Origin of the sequence: Pseudomonas sp. DCA-1 (assembly GCF_046523955.1) — a bacterium.
GTDB classification, from domain to species: Bacteria; Pseudomonadota; Gammaproteobacteria; order Pseudomonadales; family Pseudomonadaceae; genus Aquipseudomonas; species Aquipseudomonas putida_Y.
This window is the reverse complement of the sequence record NZ_CP169881.1, coordinates 1,168,564-1,185,222: the sequence shown is the minus strand read 5'-3', so window position 1 is coordinate 1,185,222 and position 16,659 is coordinate 1,168,564. Positions and strand designations below refer to the sequence as shown.

15 protein-coding genes are annotated in these 16,659 nt (G+C 63.0%); 6 read left to right on the top strand and 9 right to left on the bottom strand.

Features of this window, described 5'->3' with window-relative positions:
• Window positions 1–2 precede the first annotated feature (2 nt).
• The 4 genes from ACE4QZ_RS05790 to ycaC form a co-directional block, all read right to left on the bottom strand.
• A complete protein-coding gene (locus ACE4QZ_RS05790) occupies window positions 3–1,100 on the bottom strand; it encodes an AI-2E family transporter (RefSeq protein WP_021784755.1) in 1,098 nt (365 codons plus the stop codon).
• Window positions 1,101–1,140: 40 nt separating this feature from the next.
• Window positions 1,141–2,337, bottom strand: coding sequence for a monovalent cation:proton antiporter-2 (CPA2) family protein (locus tag ACE4QZ_RS05785; RefSeq protein WP_103463270.1), 1,197 nt, complete (start codon window positions 2,335–2,337; stop codon window positions 1,141–1,143).
• Window positions 2,338–2,373: 36 nt separating this feature from the next.
• The gene (ppk2, locus tag ACE4QZ_RS05780; protein ID WP_014755312.1) at window positions 2,374–3,189 is read right to left on the bottom strand and encodes a polyphosphate kinase 2; all 816 of its coding nucleotides are present in this window, start codon (window positions 3,187–3,189) and stop codon (window positions 2,374–2,376) included.
• Between the two features lie 106 nt (window positions 3,190–3,295).
• Window positions 3,296–3,916 (bottom strand): isochorismate family cysteine hydrolase YcaC, encoded by a 621-nt coding sequence (gene ycaC, locus ACE4QZ_RS05775; protein WP_003247424.1) that lies wholly within the window; start codon window positions 3,914–3,916, stop codon window positions 3,296–3,298.
• Between the two features lie 210 nt (window positions 3,917–4,126).
• Between ycaC and ACE4QZ_RS05770 the strand changes: the two genes are divergently transcribed.
• From ACE4QZ_RS05770 to ACE4QZ_RS05755, 4 genes are all read left to right on the top strand, one after another.
• Window positions 4,127–4,516: a YybH family protein gene (locus ACE4QZ_RS05770; protein WP_103463271.1), complete on the top strand. Its 390-nt coding sequence runs from the start codon at window positions 4,127–4,129 to the stop codon at window positions 4,514–4,516.
• 92 nt (window positions 4,517–4,608) lie between these two features.
• Entirely contained in the window at window positions 4,609–6,108 is a 1,500-nt protein-coding gene (locus ACE4QZ_RS05765; RefSeq protein WP_021784752.1) for a purine-cytosine permease family protein, read from the top strand.
• Between the two features lie 13 nt (window positions 6,109–6,121).
• Entirely contained in the window at window positions 6,122–7,552 is a 1,431-nt protein-coding gene (locus tag ACE4QZ_RS05760; protein ID WP_103443474.1) for an aldehyde dehydrogenase family protein, read from the top strand.
• 578 nt (window positions 7,553–8,130) lie between these two features.
• A complete protein-coding gene (locus ACE4QZ_RS05755; protein WP_021784750.1) occupies window positions 8,131–9,348 on the top strand; it encodes a DUF3422 domain-containing protein in 1,218 nt (405 codons plus the stop codon).
• A 26-nt stretch (window positions 9,349–9,374) separates the two neighbouring features.
• On the opposite strand, the gene ACE4QZ_RS05750 is transcribed toward ACE4QZ_RS05755, so the two are convergent.
• From ACE4QZ_RS05750 to ACE4QZ_RS05740, 3 genes are read right to left on the bottom strand one after another with little or no spacing between them, the layout of a single operon-like run.
• Entirely contained in the window at window positions 9,375–11,786 is a 2,412-nt protein-coding gene (locus ACE4QZ_RS05750; RefSeq protein ID WP_103463272.1) for a DUF3772 domain-containing protein, read from the bottom strand.
• A gap of 56 nt (window positions 11,787–11,842) precedes the next feature.
• On the bottom strand, window positions 11,843–12,895 hold the full coding sequence (gene ada, locus ACE4QZ_RS05745; RefSeq protein ID WP_021784748.1) for a bifunctional DNA-binding transcriptional regulator/O6-methylguanine-DNA methyltransferase Ada: 1,053 nt from the start codon (window positions 12,893–12,895) through the stop codon (window positions 11,843–11,845).
• Between the two features lie 47 nt (window positions 12,896–12,942).
• Window positions 12,943–13,569: a DNA-3-methyladenine glycosylase family protein gene (locus tag ACE4QZ_RS05740; RefSeq protein WP_103463274.1), complete on the bottom strand. Its 627-nt coding sequence runs from the start codon at window positions 13,567–13,569 to the stop codon at window positions 12,943–12,945.
• Between the two features lie 171 nt (window positions 13,570–13,740).
• Here ACE4QZ_RS05740 and ACE4QZ_RS05735 point away from each other — a divergent pair, with 171 nt between their 5' ends.
• Together ACE4QZ_RS05735 and ACE4QZ_RS05730 are read left to right on the top strand one after the other, a co-directional pair.
• A complete protein-coding gene (locus ACE4QZ_RS05735) occupies window positions 13,741–14,256 on the top strand; it encodes a sigma-70 family RNA polymerase sigma factor (RefSeq protein WP_103463275.1) in 516 nt (171 codons plus the stop codon).
• Complete coding sequence (locus tag ACE4QZ_RS05730) at window positions 14,243–15,199, top strand: FecR domain-containing protein (RefSeq protein ID WP_103463276.1); 957 nt, start codon at window positions 14,243–14,245, stop codon at window positions 15,197–15,199. Before ACE4QZ_RS05735 ends, ACE4QZ_RS05730 begins: the two co-directional genes overlap by 14 nt.
• Window positions 15,200–15,206: 7 nt before the next feature.
• On the opposite strand, the gene ACE4QZ_RS05725 is transcribed toward ACE4QZ_RS05730, so the two are convergent.
• Entirely contained in the window at window positions 15,207–16,364 is a 1,158-nt protein-coding gene (locus ACE4QZ_RS05725; protein WP_103463277.1) for an MFS transporter, read from the bottom strand.
• 83 nt (window positions 16,365–16,447) lie between these two features.
• Window positions 16,448–16,585 carry a hypothetical protein gene (locus ACE4QZ_RS05720; RefSeq protein WP_003247435.1) on the bottom strand — a complete coding sequence of 46 codons (138 nt, stop codon included), beginning with the start codon at window positions 16,583–16,585 and terminating at the stop codon, window positions 16,448–16,450.
• Window positions 16,586–16,659 lie beyond the last annotated feature (74 nt).

The window sequence follows — 16,659 nt, the reverse complement described above, 5'->3', positions numbered from 1 at the left end:
GCTCAGGCGGCAGGTGGCGCTGGTTGCTCCGGCACCTGCAGCGCAACCCATTGCCAGAACAATACGTAGGCCACGCCAAGGATTACCGGGCCGATGAACAAGCCGATGATGCCTTTGACCACCATCCCGCCCAATGCACCGATCAGTACCACCGGCATTGGTACATCGACCCCGCGTCCCAGCAGCAGCGGCTTGAGCACGTTGTCGGCAAGGCCGGCGACAAAGGTGTAGACGGCAAAAATGATGGTCGCCACCGTGAAGCCTTCGGCGTTGAACACATAAATGATCACCGGCAAGGTCACCAGCGTCGCCGGGGCCTGTGCAATGCCCAGCATGAGGATGACGATGGCCAGCATCCCGGCACCGGGAACCCCTTTGACGACAAAGCCGACACCGATCAGCAACATCTGGATGAAGGCAATGCCAATCACCCCTTGCGCCACCGCGCGAATGGTGGCCGTGCACAGCGTGGCCAAGGGTTTACCGCGCTCTTCGCCTGATACCCGCATGGCGATACGCTGCGCAGCGATTTCACCGCGATCACCGAAGGCCATGATGACCCCGGAAATGATGATCGCGCCGATGAACAGCAGGAAGGCCCCGCCAGCGCTGGCCGCAGCGCCCAGCACCGTTAGCCCGGCCCCCTTGATCTGGGGCATCCACTGGTTCAGTACACTGGCCATGTTTTCGGAGGCCGCCAACCACAGCGCATGCACCTTCGGCCCGATCAGTGGCCAGGTCGCCACGGAATCAGGCGGGACCGGCACGCTCCAGGCGCCGCTTTTGAGCAGCGTCACCAGGCTGTCCACGGATTCGCCGATGGACATCACCACCAGGTAGATAGGCACCAGCAGCACTACCAGAACCAATAGCACCAACAGCGTCGCCGCATAACCTTGCCTGAACCCGGTGCGGCGCTGGATGCGGCAATGCAGTGGGTACAAGGTGACCGCCAGAATCACCGCCCACAGCATCAACTCCAGGAACGGCTGGAACACCTGAAAGGCGAAGGTCACCAAGACTGCCACCAGGCCTGCCTTGATGAGCACATCGAGCAGGCCCCGCGACAGGGCGCTGTCCAGCTTGATACCTGGCTGCATGTTTGACCTCCGAACATTCAATGCGCCAGCAAGGCGCAATTCACTGATCCGTCCCAGAGCTTGCCTGCGTAAGGCTGTCGTCTCGCAATTGCCGCGCCAAGGCCATCATTACCAGGGGCACCACCGCCATCGACAAGGTGATGGCCAGCACCAGCAGGTCGTGTACGGCTTGCGTGAGCACTTGGTGCTCCAGCGCCAGCTTGAACACCACGAAGGCGAACTCGCCCCCCGAAGCCAGCACCACGCCCAGGCAGAGCGCCTGGGCCTTGTTGAGCCCACCCATCGTGCGCCCCAGGCCATACAACAAGGGCAGCTTGATGGCGACCAGCAGCAACGTCAGACCCAACACCATCAGCGGCATGCCGAACAGGAGGCGCAGGTCGGCACTCATACCTACGCCAACGAAGAACAATCCAAGAAACAGGCCTTTGATCGGCTCGATCTGAGTTTCCAGTTCGTGGCGAAACGGCGACTCGGCCATCAGCACACCGGCCAGGAAGGCCCCCAGCGCCATCGACACACCCACATGCTCCATCAACCACGCGGTGCCCAGCACGACCAGCAATGCCGTGGCAGTCGACAGCTCAGGCAGGCCCGAACCCACCGTCCACTTGAATATCGGGGTCAGCAGATAACGGCCAAAAACAATCAGCACACCAATGCCGACAGCTACAGCCAACAAAGGCCAGGCACCTTCGTCAGCAGTGCTGACATCGCCACCGAGCAGCGGCACCACGGCAATCAAGGGAATGGCGGCAATGTCCTGGAACAGCAGGATGGCCACGGCCAGGCGGCCATGAGGTTTGCCCAGGTCCTTGCGCTCGGCCAGTACCTGCAAGCCAAAGGCGGTGGACGACAGCGCCAGGCCCAGCCCCAGCACGATGGCGGCGGGTTTCGATTGGTCGAACAGCCAGAATGCCAGTAGCCCAAGCAGCACGGCGGTCAGCCCCACTTGCAAACTGCCGACGCCAAATAGCGCCCGACGCATGGTCCACAGGCGCCTTGGGGACAACTCCAGGCCAATCACGAACAGCAGCATGACCACGCCCATTTCCGACAGCCGCGCCACGTTGTCCGGGTTGCCGAGCAGGCCAAACACCGACGGACCAATCAAGATACCCGCCAAGAGGTATCCCGGTACTGCGCCCATTTTCAGACGCTGCGCCAGCGGTACCAGAAGCACCACAGCCAAAAGGAATACCACCGTCGCCTGCAACAGGCTACCGTCATGTGGCATGAGCTCGTACCTTCGCAGCTCCCTGCAGGGAGGGGTTCAGAAACGTTCTTCGACGAACTTGAACGGGTAGGCGACCGCCTTGTACTTGCCGATCTTGCCGCGTTTGGGCAGCTTCACGTGCTGGTCGCGGGTTATATCCTTGTAGGGAATACGGCTGAGCAGATGGCTGATGATATTCAGCCGGGCGCGACGTTTGTCGTTGGAATTGGCCATGAACCACGGCGCCCAAGCGGTATCCGACGCCTGGAACATTTCGTCACGCGCTTGGGTGTATTCATCCCAGCGGCTATACGACTTGAGGTCCATCGGTGACAACTTCCACAGCTTGCGGCCGTCGTTGATGCGATCCTGCAGGCGCCGGGTCTGCTCGTCGGCGCTGACTTCAAGCCAGTACTTGATGAGGATGATCCCTGAATCGACCATGACCCTTTCGAACCCGGGTACTCCGGTCAGAAACTTGTCCACTTGCTCGCCAGAGCAAAAGCCCATTACCCGCTCAACGCCCGCACGGTTGTACCAACTGCGATCGAAGATCACCACTTCACCCGCCGCAGGCAGATGGCCCAGGTAACGCTGCACGTACATCTGGGTCTTTTCCCGCTCGGTCGGTGCGGGCAGCGCCACTACACGAAACACCCGCGGGCTGACACGCTCGGTAATGGCCTTGATGGTGCCACCCTTGCCGGCGCCATCGCGGCCTTCGAAGACAATGCATACCTTCAGGCCCTTGGCGACCACCCACTCCTGTAGCTTCACCAACTCTACATGCAGGTTCTTGAGCGCTTTTTCGTACGCCTTACCGCCCAGCTTTTCTGGCTGTTTTTTGGAGGGCTTCCTGGACGGCTTCGACATGACACGCTCCTGAAGGCGAATGAAGAGTGAGTATGGTCGATTAATGCCAGTTTGCCGCTTCGCTTGCAGATTGATGTGGGGGCTGTCGTGCAGCCCCCGGGAGGCACTATTTGGCCAGCTTGTTGTAACTGGTCATCAGGTTGCGGTAGTCCGGGATATGGTTGGAGAACAGGGTACCCAGCCCTTCGATGTCGTTGCGCCAGTCACGGTGCAGTTCGCAGGCCACGCCGAACCAGGTCATCAGCTGCGCCCCGGCAGCCTCCATGCGTCGCCAGGCCGAATCACGGGTCAGTTCGTTGAACGTGCCAGAAGCGTCGGTGACGACGAATACCTCGAAGCCCTCCTCCAACGCCGACAGGGCCGGGAAAGCCACGCATACTTCAGTGACCACGCCAGCAATCAGCAGCTGTTTCTTGCCGGTGGCTTTTACCGCTTTGACGAAATCTTCGTTGTCCCAGGCGTTGATGTTGCCCGGGCGTGCAATGTAAGGGGCATCAGGGAACTGCTCTTTCAGCTCCGGCACCAGCGGGCCGTTGGGCCCCGTCTCGAAACTGGTGGTGAGGATGGTCGGCAGCTTGAAGTATTTGGCCAGGTCAGACAGGGCCAAGACGTTGTTCTTGAAGCGGTCGGGGTCGATATCCCTTACCAGCGAGAGCAAGCCGGTCTGGTGGTCGACCAGCAGTACGGCTGCGTTGTTCTTGTCCAGACGCTTGTATTGGAAGGTCACAGTGGATCTCCTTGCTTCAGCGGGTTGGGAGTATCAGCGTAGGCAAGGATGGAGGGTGGGAGAGACCGTCAGTCGGCTTGCCTGTACTGCTATGTGCCCCATCACTTCACAAATTCCTGAACTGATTATTTGCCGCCAGCGATTTTTCCCCTCGCCAACCGCCACCAGAATCGCTTCACCACAATCACAAAAAACCGTGAGGCCACTCCCGTGGACCAGACACTCCAAGTGCGGCAAGCTGCCGCCGACCTCGTCGCGGCGTTCGCCAGCAACGACACCGCCCGCTATTTCGCCTGCTTCAGCGAAGACGCCACCTTTCTGTTTCACACCTTGCCGTATCCGCTGCTGTCGCGTCGCGCCTATGAAGAGCTGTGGGCCCAGTGGCAGGCCGAGGGCTTTACCGTGCTTGCCTGCGAATCGGGCAACGCCCATGTAAGCCTGCAAGGCGACGTGGCTATTTTCATGCACGATGTGGCCACGCGTATCCGCATCGCCGGTGAAGAGCAGCAGTTGAGCGAGCGCGAGACCATCGTCTTCCGCCGCCTTGGTGAACAGTGGCTGGCCTGCCACGAGCACCTGTCGGTCGTAACGCCGGCCTGATCACCCTTTACGCGGCGCTGCCGCCCTGCCATCGCACCCACAAAAAGGCCCGCGCACTGCGCTGGCTACAACAACCGCGCTGGAGCACCACCATGAGCCACTCGACCGGTATCGAGACCAACGGCGTCGAACAGATCCCCGCCGATCAACGCGACGCCTCCCCGCTGGACCTGTTCCGCCTGATCTTCGGCGGTGCTAATACCTTCGCTACCGCCGTATTGGGCAGCTTCCCGGTGCTTTTCGGGTTGTCATTCCAGGCCGGTGTGTGGGCGATTCTGCTTGGCGTTGGCATCGGCGCACTGATCCTCGCCCCGATGGGGCTGTTCGGCGCGCTTAACGGCACCAACAACGCCGTTTCATCAGGCGCGCACTTTGGCGTACACGGGCGCATCGTCGGCTCGTTCCTGTCGCTGCTCACGGCGGTGGCGTTTTTCTCGCTTTCGGTGTGGAGCTCGGGCGATGCATTGGTCGGTGGTGCCAAGCGCCTGGCCGGCCTGCCAGAGACCGACCTGACCCTGGGCCTGGCCTACGGCTTGTTCGCGGTGCTGGTACTGGTGGTATGCATCTTTGGCTTCCGCTTCATGCTGTGGGTCAACAAGATTGCCGTGTGGGCCTCGAGCCTGCTGTTCCTGCTAGGCATCGTCGCCTTTGCCGGGCCCTTCGATGCGGGCTACGCAGGCAGCGTCAACCTTGGCCAGGCAGGTTTCTGGGCTGCGTTCGTCGGCGCGGCGATCCTGGCCATGAGCAACCCGGTGTCGTTCGGTGCGTTTCTGGGTGACTGGTCGCGCTACATTCCACGTGAAACACCCAAGGCGCGCATCATGCTGGCCGTGATCGCGGCACAGGGGGCGACGCTGATTCCGTTCCTGTTCGGCCTGTGTACGGCCACCCTGGTCGCCACCCAGGCGCCGGACTACATCGCCGCCAACAATTATGTGGGCGGCCTGCTGGCGGTAGCGCCAAGCTGGTTCTTCCTGCCGGTGTGCCTGATTGCGGTGATCGGCGGCATGTCCACCGGCACCACCGCGCTGTATGGCACCGGCCTGGACATGTCCAGCGTGTTCCCACGCATGCTCAGCCGAGCCGGCGCCACCCTGCTGATCGGCGTGCTGGCGATCGGCTTCATCTTCATTGGCCGCTTCACCTTCAACCTCGTGCAGAGCGTATCGACCTTTGCCGTGCTGATCATTACCTGCACCAGCCCGTGGATGGTGATCATGATCCTTGGCCTGATTACCCGCCGCGGCTTCTACCACGCCGACGACCTGCAGGTGTTCACCCGCGGCCAGCGTGGTGGCCACTACTGGTTCCTGCACGGTTGGAACTGGCGCGGCATGGGGGCGTGGATCCCCAGCGCGGCGGTTGGCCTGTGCTTCGTCAACCTGCCGGGGCAGTTCGTCGGCCCACTGGGTGACCTGGCTGGCGGCATCGACCTGAGCCTGCCGGTCACGCTGGGGCTGGCTGGCGTGCTGTACCTGCTGTTGCTCAACCTGTTCCCTGAACCTGCTGGCGTGTATGGCCCCTTGGGCCCGCGATGGGTGCGTTGCAAAAGCACCGCGCATACGCCTGTGACCACTGCCGAAATGGCCTGACTGGAAACCGACCATGACCACTTCCCACTATATCGCCGGCCATTGGGTCGAAGGCCAAGGCAGCGACTGCATCAGTGTCAACGACCCTGCACTGGGGCAACCGTTCGCCGAGCTGATGGCCGCCAGCGTGAGCCAGGTCGACCAGGCCGTCGCCGCTGCCCGCAGCGCCCTGCCCGCCTGGAAAAGCACCGGCGCCAGTGAACGTGCCGCCTTCCTGCGTGGTTTCGCCGAACAGCTCGGGCAACGCCGTGAAGCGCTTGTCACCCTGCAGATGCGCAATAACGGCAAACCGCGTCACGAAGCGGAAATCGACCTGGATGACGCCATCGCCACCTTTGGCTATTACGCCGAGCTGGCCGAGCAACTGCCATCGAAAAACCGCACTGTGCCGCTGGCTGCGCCGGGTTTCACCGCCCGCACCCGCCTTGAACCGGTGGGCGTGGTCGGCCTGATCGTGCCGTGGAACTTCCCGTTGGTGACCAGCGCCTGGAAACTTGCTCCGGCCTTGGCCGCCGGTTGCACCGTGCTGCTCAAGCCTTCAGAGGTTACGCCGCTGATCGAGCAGGCCTACGGCCAGATCGCCGACGCCTTGGGCCTGCCGGCCGGGGTACTGAACATCGTCAACGGCAAGGCCGAGACCGGCGCCGCGCTAAGCAACCACAACGGCCTGGACAAGTTGTCGTTCACAGGTAGCAACAGCGTCGGCAGCCAGGTGATGCGCAGCGCTTCGGCGCAGTGCCGGCCGGTGACGCTGGAACTGGGCGGCAAGTCGGCCATCGTGGTGTTCGAGGATTGCGATGTCGACCAGGCGGTGGAATGGATTGTGGCCGGCATCAGCTGGAACGCAGGTCAGATGTGTTCGGCCACATCGCGGCTGCTGGTGCAGGACGGCATTGCCGATACATTGCTGCCGCGCTTGCAGGCGGCACTGGCAAACTTGCGGGTGGGTAATCCTTTGACCGAAGAGGTCGACATGGGCCCGCTGACCAGCCAGGCGCAGTGGCTGAAGGTGGCCAGCTACTTTGCCACGGCGCGGGAAGAAGGTTTGCAGTGCCTGGCTGGCGGCCATGCACTGGACCGTGAAGGCTGGTTCGTCAGCCCAACGCTGTATACCGATGTGCCGAAAGACAGCCGCCTGTGGACCGAGGAAATCTTTGGCCCGGTGCTCTGCGCACGGCGCTTTGCCACCGAGGAACAGGCCATTGCCGAAGCCAATGACAGCCGCTTCGGGCTGGTCGCCACGGTGTGCTCCGCCGACCTGGAACGCGCCGAACGCGTGGCCGATGCGCTGGAAGTTGGCCATGTGTGGATCAATTCGGTGCAGGCGGTGTTCGTCGAAACGTCATGGGGTGGCACCAAAGGCAGCGGGATCGGCCGTGAGCTGGGGCCTTGGGGGTTGTCAGCCTATCAGTCGGTCAAGCATGTAACCCGCTGTCTGGGCTGATATCGCAAGGGGCCGCGTTGAAGCTTTTCACCGGTGTCAGTCGGCAGACAGCAACCTGCAGATTCAACGGCGGCAATGCCTGGAAAGGCTTTGAAATCGAGGTGATTAATCATCAAACCGTGGGGCAAGGCGAAATCTATGGTTTTCCGGCCTCCTCGCGGGTAAGCCCCCACAGGTAATCCACAACACCTCAGGCCTGTGGTCATCTTGTGGGAGCGGGCATGCCCGCGAAGAAACCAACGCGGTGGATGGCACCGGCTCTGCCGGTGTTCGCGGGTGAACCCGCTCCTACAACGGCCTGTGCTGTGTGTAGGAACGGGTTTACCCGCGAATACGGTGGCGGCTGCGACGGTGAGCGGCCGGTGGAAATTGGCCAGCAGGGCCGGCCCTTTCGCGGGTAAACACGCGCCTACAGGCGACCGCGAAGGCTTTTCAACTGTTGAGCGCCCACGAGCAGTTTCACCCGCGAAGAGGCCGGTACAGGCCATACAAACATTCCCCCCGCGTGACTTTCTCCAGTGCCCGCAAAGTCCCACTTCCTGGTAGCCCCATAATCACAACACCAGGCCGGACCACCCATGCACCCTCAACGCACCGCCTTGCACAATGAACTGCACGCCCGTCCGTCACTCTATTTCGACGGCCCGGCGCATGTCTTCCACCTGGCCTTGCTCGGCGGCGATGCTGCCTGTACAGCATTGCTACAACGCTGCTGCCCTGATGTTTCGGACACCGGTGCCGCACAAGGCATCACTGACATGGATGGCCACCCGTTCAAATGGGAGCGGCACACCGAGTTCTTCACGTTGACGCTGGTTGTGCCATGCACCACAGCCGATATCACATGGCAAACCCTGCCGCCGGTGCTGGCCGAGGCGATTGCGCCGCAGGCGGCGCAGGTGATCAATGCAGTGCAGGTGCTGGTACGTCACGAACAGGACCTGAACCTGGCCCACTACGGTTTCAAAGACCCGTGCGGCTCGTGCGTGGGTGGTGGCGATGCGGTGGTGTGGAGCGACTTCCGCCTGACCGAGGATGGCACCAACCGCTTCCTGTTCATCAACAGGCGCCTCAATGCCTACCGCCAGGGCCGCATGATCCGCCGCCTGCTGGAAATCGAGACGTACCGCATGATGGCTTCGCTGACCCTGAGCACGGCCAAGCAACTGAGCCAGGAACTGGATGCCTTCGACAATACCCTGGTCTGCCTCTCCGAGCGCAGTGCCGGGGTCGATGGCCATGATTCCAAGGGGCTCTTGGAAGCCATTGCCCACCTGTCACGTCAGGTTGTAAGCCGCACGGTAAAAACCCGTCACCGCTTTGGCGCCACCCAGGCCTACGCACAGCTGGTGTTCGAACGCCTGGGGGAGTTGCGGGAAAGCCATGTGGGTGACTGCCAGCGCCTTGGGGTATTCATCGAGCGCCGGTTCAAGCCGACCGTGCGCTACTGCGCAGCCACCGAGCAACGGCTGGAGCAGTTGGCGAAGAACGTGGCCAACCTGGGCGACTTGCTGCAGGCGCGGGTGCAAGTTGAGATGGAGGAGCAGAACGCCGAGATCTTGCGCAGCCTCAATGCCCGGGCAGATGCCCAGGTGAAAATCCAGCGAGCGGTGGAGGGGCTGTCGATCATCGCCATCACCTATTACCTGCTGAATCTGTTCAAGCTTTTGTATGGCGGGCTGAATGTACTGGGGTTGGGACTGACGGCGCGCGATGGCTTGATGGCCATGGCGCCGCCAGTCCTGCTGGTGCTGCTGGTGATACTGCTGCGTATCAGGCAGGCCAAACAGCATTGAGTTGGGGGTGCCTTGCCCCCCGATGCCTACACCGACTCGTCAGCCGGCCGCGCACCTTCCTGCACCAGCACCATGCTCTGCGGCGAAGACAGTGGAATGCCTTCATCACGCAACCGGCCAAGAATGGTGAACAGAAGGTCGCTGCGGGTGCCGGACACCTGTCGCGGCCCGGCCACGTAGCCACTTACACCAATCACCATACCGCTGGCCGTCAGGTCCTTGAATGACACCGAGGCAGCGGGCGCGTCCAGAATCGCCTCATGCTCATGGTAAGCCGCCAGCAGCAACTCCCGCACACGGTTGGCATCAGTCTCCAGCGGCAGAGTCAGGGTAATGCTGACCACGCCCAGCGCATTGCCCATGGTCACGTTGCGCACGTTCTGCGAGATGAACTGCGAGTTGGGCACGATCACCGTGGAACGGTCAGACATCTGGATCTCGGTGGCGCGCACATTGATGCGGCGGATATCGCCCTCGACACCCGCCAGGCTGACCCAGTCGCCTACCTTGACCGGGCGCTCGGTCAGCAGGATCAGGCCGGAAATGAAGTTCTGCACGATCTGCTGCAAACCGAAACCGATACCGACCGACAGGGCACTGACCACCCAGGTCAGGCTGGTGAGGTTGATGCGCAAGGTCGACATCACCAGCATGGCCAGGAACAGGAAACCCAGGTAGCCCACCAGGGTTACCAACGAGGCCCGCATGCCGGCGTCCATGTCGGTTTCCGGCAGCAGGCGATCGCTTAGCCAGCGCTTGACCACACGGATGGCGAACAGGCCGCCGAGGAAGATCGCCAGGGCCAGCAGGATGTCCTGCGGCACGATGTTCAGGTTGCCGAGTAGCTTGCCCCCGGTCCCATCCCAGTCGCCAAGGCTCAGCAGCAATTCGCTGGGGCTGGTGCCTGACGGCATCAACACCAGCAACAGCGCCAGGAACAGCACGATGGTGCGGCCGACACCGGCCAGTATGGTGCTGACCTGCGCCTGGTGACGAGGCGCCAGGCCCAGGGTCGAGGCCAGTGCCAGGCCACCGGGCTGGCGGGGCGACAGCAGGGTTTCGCACAGGTCGCCGAGGAAGGTGGTCAGCAAGTAGGCACAGGTGATCACCAGGCTGACCCACAACAGCTTGGCGGTGAGGAAATAGGCGAGTGTCAGGTAGCCGGTGAACAGTGCCAGCAGAATCAACGTCAGCCAGATGACCATCACGAACGGGATCAGCCCGGCCAGGCCCGTCGGGCGCTGCAGGTCATGCTTGCGCAGGGTGCGGCGATAACACAGCAGCGCGCTGGCAAAGGTGGACGCCACCACCAGCGCGGTCAGCCCGTTGACGGCCACCGTCAGCGCCAGACTGACGCCGATCACGCTGTTCATGCGCTCCATGGTCATCATGACCATCAGTGCCAATGCCAGCACCTTCGGGAACCAGCCCAACGCACTGGCGACTTGGTCGTGGATCGCCGGCAGCCGCCAGGACGGGCGCTGCAGCATCAGCATGGCGCGGCCCAGGCCGGTAATGAAGGCACTGAACACTACCAGGGTGAGGATGTGGTTGGTCAGGCTGGCGATGTCCGAACCCAATTGCGCATTGCTTTCCAGCCCCCAGCGCAGCAACGAAACCGAGCCGGCGATGGTACCCAGGGTGGCCAGGCTAACGCCCAGAGCCAAGGCGCTGCGGCGCAGGCGGCCGTCGGGCAACCAGCGGACCATGGCACTGGCCAGCATGCGTTCAAGCACGCGCCGCACCAACGTCCACACCAGAATCGCTGCCACCAGGCTGGCAACGAACTGCCAGCGGTTTTCGGCGCTGAAGGCGCTGCCGATGGCATCGGCCGCCTCGCCGCGCAAGTCACGCAGGCGCGCCACGTCATCCTGGGTGGGGCGGATGATGCTCTGCCAGAACGCCGGGCTCAGCGGCGAGGCTGCACGGCTGGTGATTTGCGAGTTGAACTGGCTGCGGCGCAGGTTGACGATTTGCGTGGACAGGTCGCGGGCCGACTGGGTCAGCTTGGTGGCCTGATCCTGCTGGGCTACCAGCGCCTTTTTCTCGGCCTCCAGCGCTTTGCGCTGCTGTGTCAGGGTAGCGGCCTCGTCCGGCTGGGCCGGGCCGATGACCTTCAGCTGGTCGTCGAGCCTTCCCACGTCGGCAGTGCGCTGTGCACTCAATGCATCAGCTTGACGCTGAACCTGCATCGCTGCGAGGCGCAGTTGCGACAGCGCGTCGTCGTTGGCGTCGCTGGTGACGCCCTGGCGGATGAGGTCCAAGTGGTCGCTCAGCTGTTCGAGGCTGGCGTTTTCGTCCAATGCTGGCGCTTCGGCAGCCGTCAGATTGGACAATGGCGTGGCTGGGGCCGACCAGGCCGGGCTGGCAAGTACCAGCATCAGGGCCAGCAGGACCAGCAGGCCCGGGCAATAACGGTCAAGGCTGACACGCCTCATCGAATATTCCTCTTAGCAATTCGATTTGGCGGGGGATTCTACGCGGCTTCGGGCAGTCAGGAGAGTGCCGTTTCTCGCTTCAGCAACTGCTGTTTGCGCTCCACGCCCCAGCGGTAGCCGCTGATATCACCATCCCGGCGTACCACGCGGTGGCAAGGGATGGCCACGGCAATAGGGTTGGCCGCGCAGGCCATGGCTACCGCCCGCACGGCCTTGGGGGCGCCAATGCGCGCGGCGATGTCGGTGTAGCTGACCCGGCTGCCGGCCGGCACCTCACGCAGCGCCTGCCACACTCGCTCCTGAAACGCGGTACCTTGCACATCCAGCGGCAAGGCCAGGCCCAAAGCCGGCGCTTCGACGAAACCGATCACTTCGGCGACCAGCTGTTCGTAAGCGCTGTCACCGCCAATCAGGTGGGCCTTGGGGAACTGGTCCTGCAGATCGTGCAACAGGGCCTCGGGGTCGTCACCCAGCAAGATTGCGCAGATGCCCTTGTCACTCTGGGCTACCAGTATTGCACCCAGCGAGCACTGGCCAAGGGCGAAGTGAATGGTTGCCCCGGCGCCGCCGGCGCGGTATTGCCGGGGGCGCATGCCCAGGCGCTGGTCGGCGCTTTCGTAGAAGCGGCTGTTGGAGTTGTAGCCGGCGTCGTAGATAGCATCGGTGACCGAACGCTGGCCATCTTCCAGGTGCGCACGCAGCCGCCGGGCACGGAAGGCCGTGGCATAGGCTTTGGGGGTGACCCCGGTTTCAGCCTTGAACAGCCGATGCAGGTGGAAAGGGCTGACGGCCAGCCGTGCACCGAGTTGGTCGAGGCTTGGCGCGGGGTCGCTGGCCTCGATCAAGCGGCAGGCATGGGTGACGAGCTGGCTGTGTCGGGTGGCACTGGCCTTGCTGATACAGCGTTTGCAAGCGCGGTAGCCGGCAGCCTCGGCGGCCGCGGCGGTGTCGTAGAACTCGACGTTCATGCGCTTGGCCTGGCGTGATTTGCAGCCGGGGTGGCAGTAGACGCCGGTGGTACGTACGGCATAGACAAAGTGGCCCGTAGCGGCAGTGTCTCGGCACGCTACGGCTTGCCAGCGTTGGTCGGGGGTGGTGTACAGGTTCATCTATGATTCCCGGATATGTTGTTGCCTGTACAGGCGATGCAAAAACCTCAGGCCCGCCACAGGTACCAGGCCGCCACGGTACGAAACGGCCGCCAGGCGCCGCCCAGCGAGCGCATTTGTGCCGGTGTCGGCGCCTTCTCCAGCCCCTTGAGCCGCCGATACCCCTCGCGCACGCCAAAATCGTCCACTGGAAGAATGTCGGACCGCCCCAGGCTGTAGATCAGCAGCATCTCCACCGTCCACCGCCCTACTCCACGCAGCGCTACCAGGCGTTCGATCAACGCCTCGTCAGCCATGGTTAACGCCTGCTCCCGCGTGGGTACCAGGCCCTCCAGGGTGGCTTGAGCAATGCCCTGGACCGTCTCCAGCTTGCTCGCCGAAAAGCCGCAGGCACGCAGGGTTTCCGGGTTTACCGCCAGCAACTGCTCTGGCTGCGGAAAATCATCTGCCGGAAACAGCGCCAGCAACCGCCCCAGGATCGCCTCGGCGGCACGGGCGTGCAGTTGCTGGTAGGCAATCGCCCGCACCAACGCCTCATAAGGCTCACGTCCCGGCGTAGCCTGGTGCAGGCAGGGCCCGATCGCTGCGATGTGCCGCGACCAGTCCGGGTCGAGTGCTGCCAGGTGTTGTGTGGCCTCGCGATAGGCCTCGGGCGAAAGGTCGGCCAGCATCATGGCACCTCCATCAAATCGATTGCAGGTCCAGCTTAGCGCAGCCGTTCATCGGGCAAACGCCGGTTCTTGCGCAGTTAATCTTTGGCATGCCATTGCTCGGCGCCATCTTCCCCGCATAGAATTGAGAACCATTCACAATCGCAAACATCACTGGACTGGGCCTTCTCTACGATGCAGATCAACGACACGCTCAAGCCAACCGAGGTTGCTCTGCTCTACCAGTCTCACCATGCCTGGTTGCGTGGTTGGTTACGCAGCCGGATCGGTTGCAGTGAACATGCCGCAGACCTGGCCCAGGATACCTTCGTGCGGTTGTTGCGCGCCCGCCAGGTGTCGCCGCTCAAAGAACCGCGCGCCTACCTTAGCAGCATCGCCCGCGGCTTGATGATCGACCAGTTCCGCCGCCGTGCGCTGGAGCGGGCCTACCAGGAAAGCCTGGCTCACCTGCCCGAAGCAGAAGTGCCCAGCGAAGAGGATAAGCTTGTCATCCTCGATAGCCTGGAACGCCTCGACCGCGCCTTGCACCAGTTGAAACCGCGCGTGCGCCAAGCGTTCCTGCTGGCCCAGCTAGACGGTTTGAGCATCGCGCAGATTGCCCAACGTCTGGAGGTGTCCAGGGCCACCGTTGAACGCGACCTGGCCAAGGCCCTGGGCGTCTGCTACCGGTTGCGCTATGCCGATGCCTGATGATACGCCCGCACAGGCTCAGGTCGATCAGGCCATCGACTGGCTGGTGAAGCTGCGTTTCGACAGCCCCAGTCCGCGCACCGAGCAGCAGTTTCAACACTGGCTGGCCAGCCACCCACACAACTGCCTGGCCTGGCAGCGGGTCAGTAATCTGGGCGATGAACTGGCCGGGCTGCCCAAGGACCTGAGCCGGCGCACCCTGGACGCGAGCCAGCCCCCCAAAGCCAGCCGCAGGGACCACCTGAAGTTGCTGGGGCTGTTGGCCGTGGGCGGCAGCCTGGGCTGGGCCGCGCGCGAAACGCTAGGCCTGCCACAACTGCTGGCCGACACCAGCACCGCCACAGGCGAGCAGCGCCGATGGCAAGGCAGTGATGGCAGCCGAATCCAGCTCAACACCGCCAGTGCCATCGACTTGCACTACAGCGCGGAGCAACGCCAGCTGAAACTGATCCATGGCGAGGTCAGCCTGGACAGCAACCCCAGCGACAACCGCCCGTTCCACATCGCCACCCGTGTCGGCCCGCTGACCACCTTCGATGGCCAGCTGTTGCTACGCGAAAACGGCCAGGGCCTGCTGCTGTCGGTGCGTCGTGGTGAAGTCACGTTGTTCCCTGCCTTGGCCTCAGCGAGGCAAGTGCTGCCAGGTGAAACCCTGCAAGTCGGAACCAACGGCAGCATTCAGGCCAGAACGCTGCACAACGACCCCTGGGGCTGGACCGAAGGTGTACTCAGCGTGCAGCAGATGCCACTCGCCGAGTTTGTTACCGAACTTGGCCGCTACCGACCGGGCCTGCTGCGCTGCGCTCCAGAAGTGGCGGGCTTGAAGGTTTCAGGCACCTATCAGTTGGCTGACACCGGGCAAATCCTGCAACTGCTCACCCGCAGCCTGCCCGTGCGGGTCGAGTACAGGACGCGCTATTGGGTAAGCATCGGCGCGGCGTAAAGGGATATCACTGCGCCACAGCCCGCATCCGCCCACGTCGCCGGTATGACTGCCTGGCAAAGCACACGAACAGCCCGGCCATCAGCGCCAGCGCCATGGGCAAACCGTGGGGCGCGACATTCATGGCTGCCCCACTGACCAGCGGCCCTACCAGGCTGCCCACACCCCACAGCAAGCCCACACTGGCATTGGCAGTGACCAGGTCCTGGCCCTTGAAGCGCTGCCCGATCAGCACCAGCGCCAGGGTATAAATGCCACCCGCCACCGCGCCCAGCACTACCAACAGCGGCCACAGCAGCCAGGTCAGGTTCAGCAGCCAGGGCAAACCGATGCCGATCACCATCGCCACCAGCCCGCACGCCAGGTGCAGCCCGGTGCGCTCAACCCGGTCGGCCAACCAGCCCAGCGGCAGCTGGAACAGCATGTCGCCGGCAAACACCACCGTCACCATCAATGCCGCCACGCCAACGGCAAAGCCATGGCTGGTGGCGTACACCGGCAGCAGCGACAGCACCACAGCATCGAAGAACGAGAAGAACAGCACCGCCATGCACAACGCCGGAGCCACCCGGAAGAATCCGGCCAGGCCGAAGCTTTTTTCGCCCTCTTCGTGCTCGACATGGTCGTTGGGCACGGTCAGCACGATGCACAGCAACGCCAGCCCATAACAGACCGTGACGACACCCGTGATCCAAGGGCTATCGGCGCCCAGCACTGCCAGCATGGCCGGGCCGAGCACCTGAAAGCCCGTAAAGCTGGTGCCGTACAGGGCCATGATCTTGCCGCGGTTATGCTCGGGGCACAGTTCGTTGACCCACGACTCGCCAAGGATGATGGCGATCCCCATGCCAAGCCCCAGGCTCAGGCGCAGCAGCGCCAGCAGCCACAACGAGCCGAACGCCGACTCGAGCAAGGCGATGCTGACCGTGCACAGGCTGAAACACAGCAGATAGATGGTGCGGCGGGTGAGATGGCGGCAGCAGACGTCGACCAGAAAAGCAGAGAGCATCATGCCGGCGGCTGGGATGGCCGAGATGATGCCGATTTCCAGTGTGCTCGCCCCCGCTTCATGCAGGCGCAACGACACCAGCGGCAAGCTGGCCCCCAAACTGAAACCCACGACAGAAACGGCGAACAACAAGCCCGCCAACAAACGCATGTTCATGTACCACTCCTGGCAAACCGAAAAGACGTGCAGAAACAGGCGCGCACGCCGGGACGGCGAGCGACGCGAAAGCGCAGATCAGTTCAGGCGAGGTGTGGCGAGAAGGTGAAGGCAAACAGCACGCTGCGGCGGCGCTTGAGCACCGTGTCACTCGGCCATGCACGACGCAGTGCCTGGAAGGCAGGCTGGCGGGCGTGTGGGAGGGACTGGGTACGGCGCATTGCTTTGGCTACTACGCAGGTGATTGAAAAAGAGGCGGCACTCTAGCCACCTCCGGGGGGCGAGTCAATTGCCC

Excerpts from the sequence above, each read along its gene's own strand:
- ACE4QZ_RS05755 (WP_021784750.1), top strand. The coding sequence starts at position 8,131 with ATGCACCCTCAACGCACCGCCTTGCACAATGAACTGCACGCCCGTCCG.
- ACE4QZ_RS05730 (WP_103463276.1), top strand. The coding sequence starts at position 14,243 with ATGCCGATGCCTGATGATACGCCCGCACAGGCTCAGGTCGATCAGGCC.
- ACE4QZ_RS05725 (WP_103463277.1), bottom strand. The coding sequence starts at position 16,364 with ATGAACATGCGTTTGTTGGCGGGCTTGTTGTTCGCCGTTTCTGTCGTG.
- ACE4QZ_RS05735 (WP_103463275.1), top strand. The coding sequence starts at position 13,741 with ATGCAGATCAACGACACGCTCAAGCCAACCGAGGTTGCTCTGCTCTAC.
- ada (WP_021784748.1), bottom strand. The coding sequence starts at position 12,895 with ATGAACCTGTACACCACCCCCGACCAACGCTGGCAAGCCGTAGCGTGC.
- ACE4QZ_RS05760 (WP_103443474.1), top strand. The coding sequence starts at position 6,122 with ATGACCACTTCCCACTATATCGCCGGCCATTGGGTCGAAGGCCAAGGC.
- ACE4QZ_RS05765 (WP_021784752.1), top strand. The coding sequence starts at position 4,609 with ATGAGCCACTCGACCGGTATCGAGACCAACGGCGTCGAACAGATCCCC.
- ACE4QZ_RS05720 (WP_003247435.1), bottom strand. The coding sequence starts at position 16,585 with ATGCGCCGTACCCAGTCCCTCCCACACGCCCGCCAGCCTGCCTTCCAG.
- ACE4QZ_RS05740 (WP_103463274.1), bottom strand. The coding sequence starts at position 13,569 with ATGATGCTGGCCGACCTTTCGCCCGAGGCCTATCGCGAGGCCACACAA.
- ppk2 (WP_014755312.1), bottom strand. The coding sequence starts at position 3,189 with ATGTCGAAGCCGTCCAGGAAGCCCTCCAAAAAACAGCCAGAAAAGCTG.
- ACE4QZ_RS05785 (WP_103463270.1), bottom strand. The coding sequence starts at position 2,337 with ATGCCACATGACGGTAGCCTGTTGCAGGCGACGGTGGTATTCCTTTTG.
- ACE4QZ_RS05750 (WP_103463272.1), bottom strand. The coding sequence starts at position 11,786 with ATGAGGCGTGTCAGCCTTGACCGTTATTGCCCGGGCCTGCTGGTCCTG.
- ACE4QZ_RS05790 (WP_021784755.1), bottom strand. The coding sequence starts at position 1,100 with ATGCAGCCAGGTATCAAGCTGGACAGCGCCCTGTCGCGGGGCCTGCTC.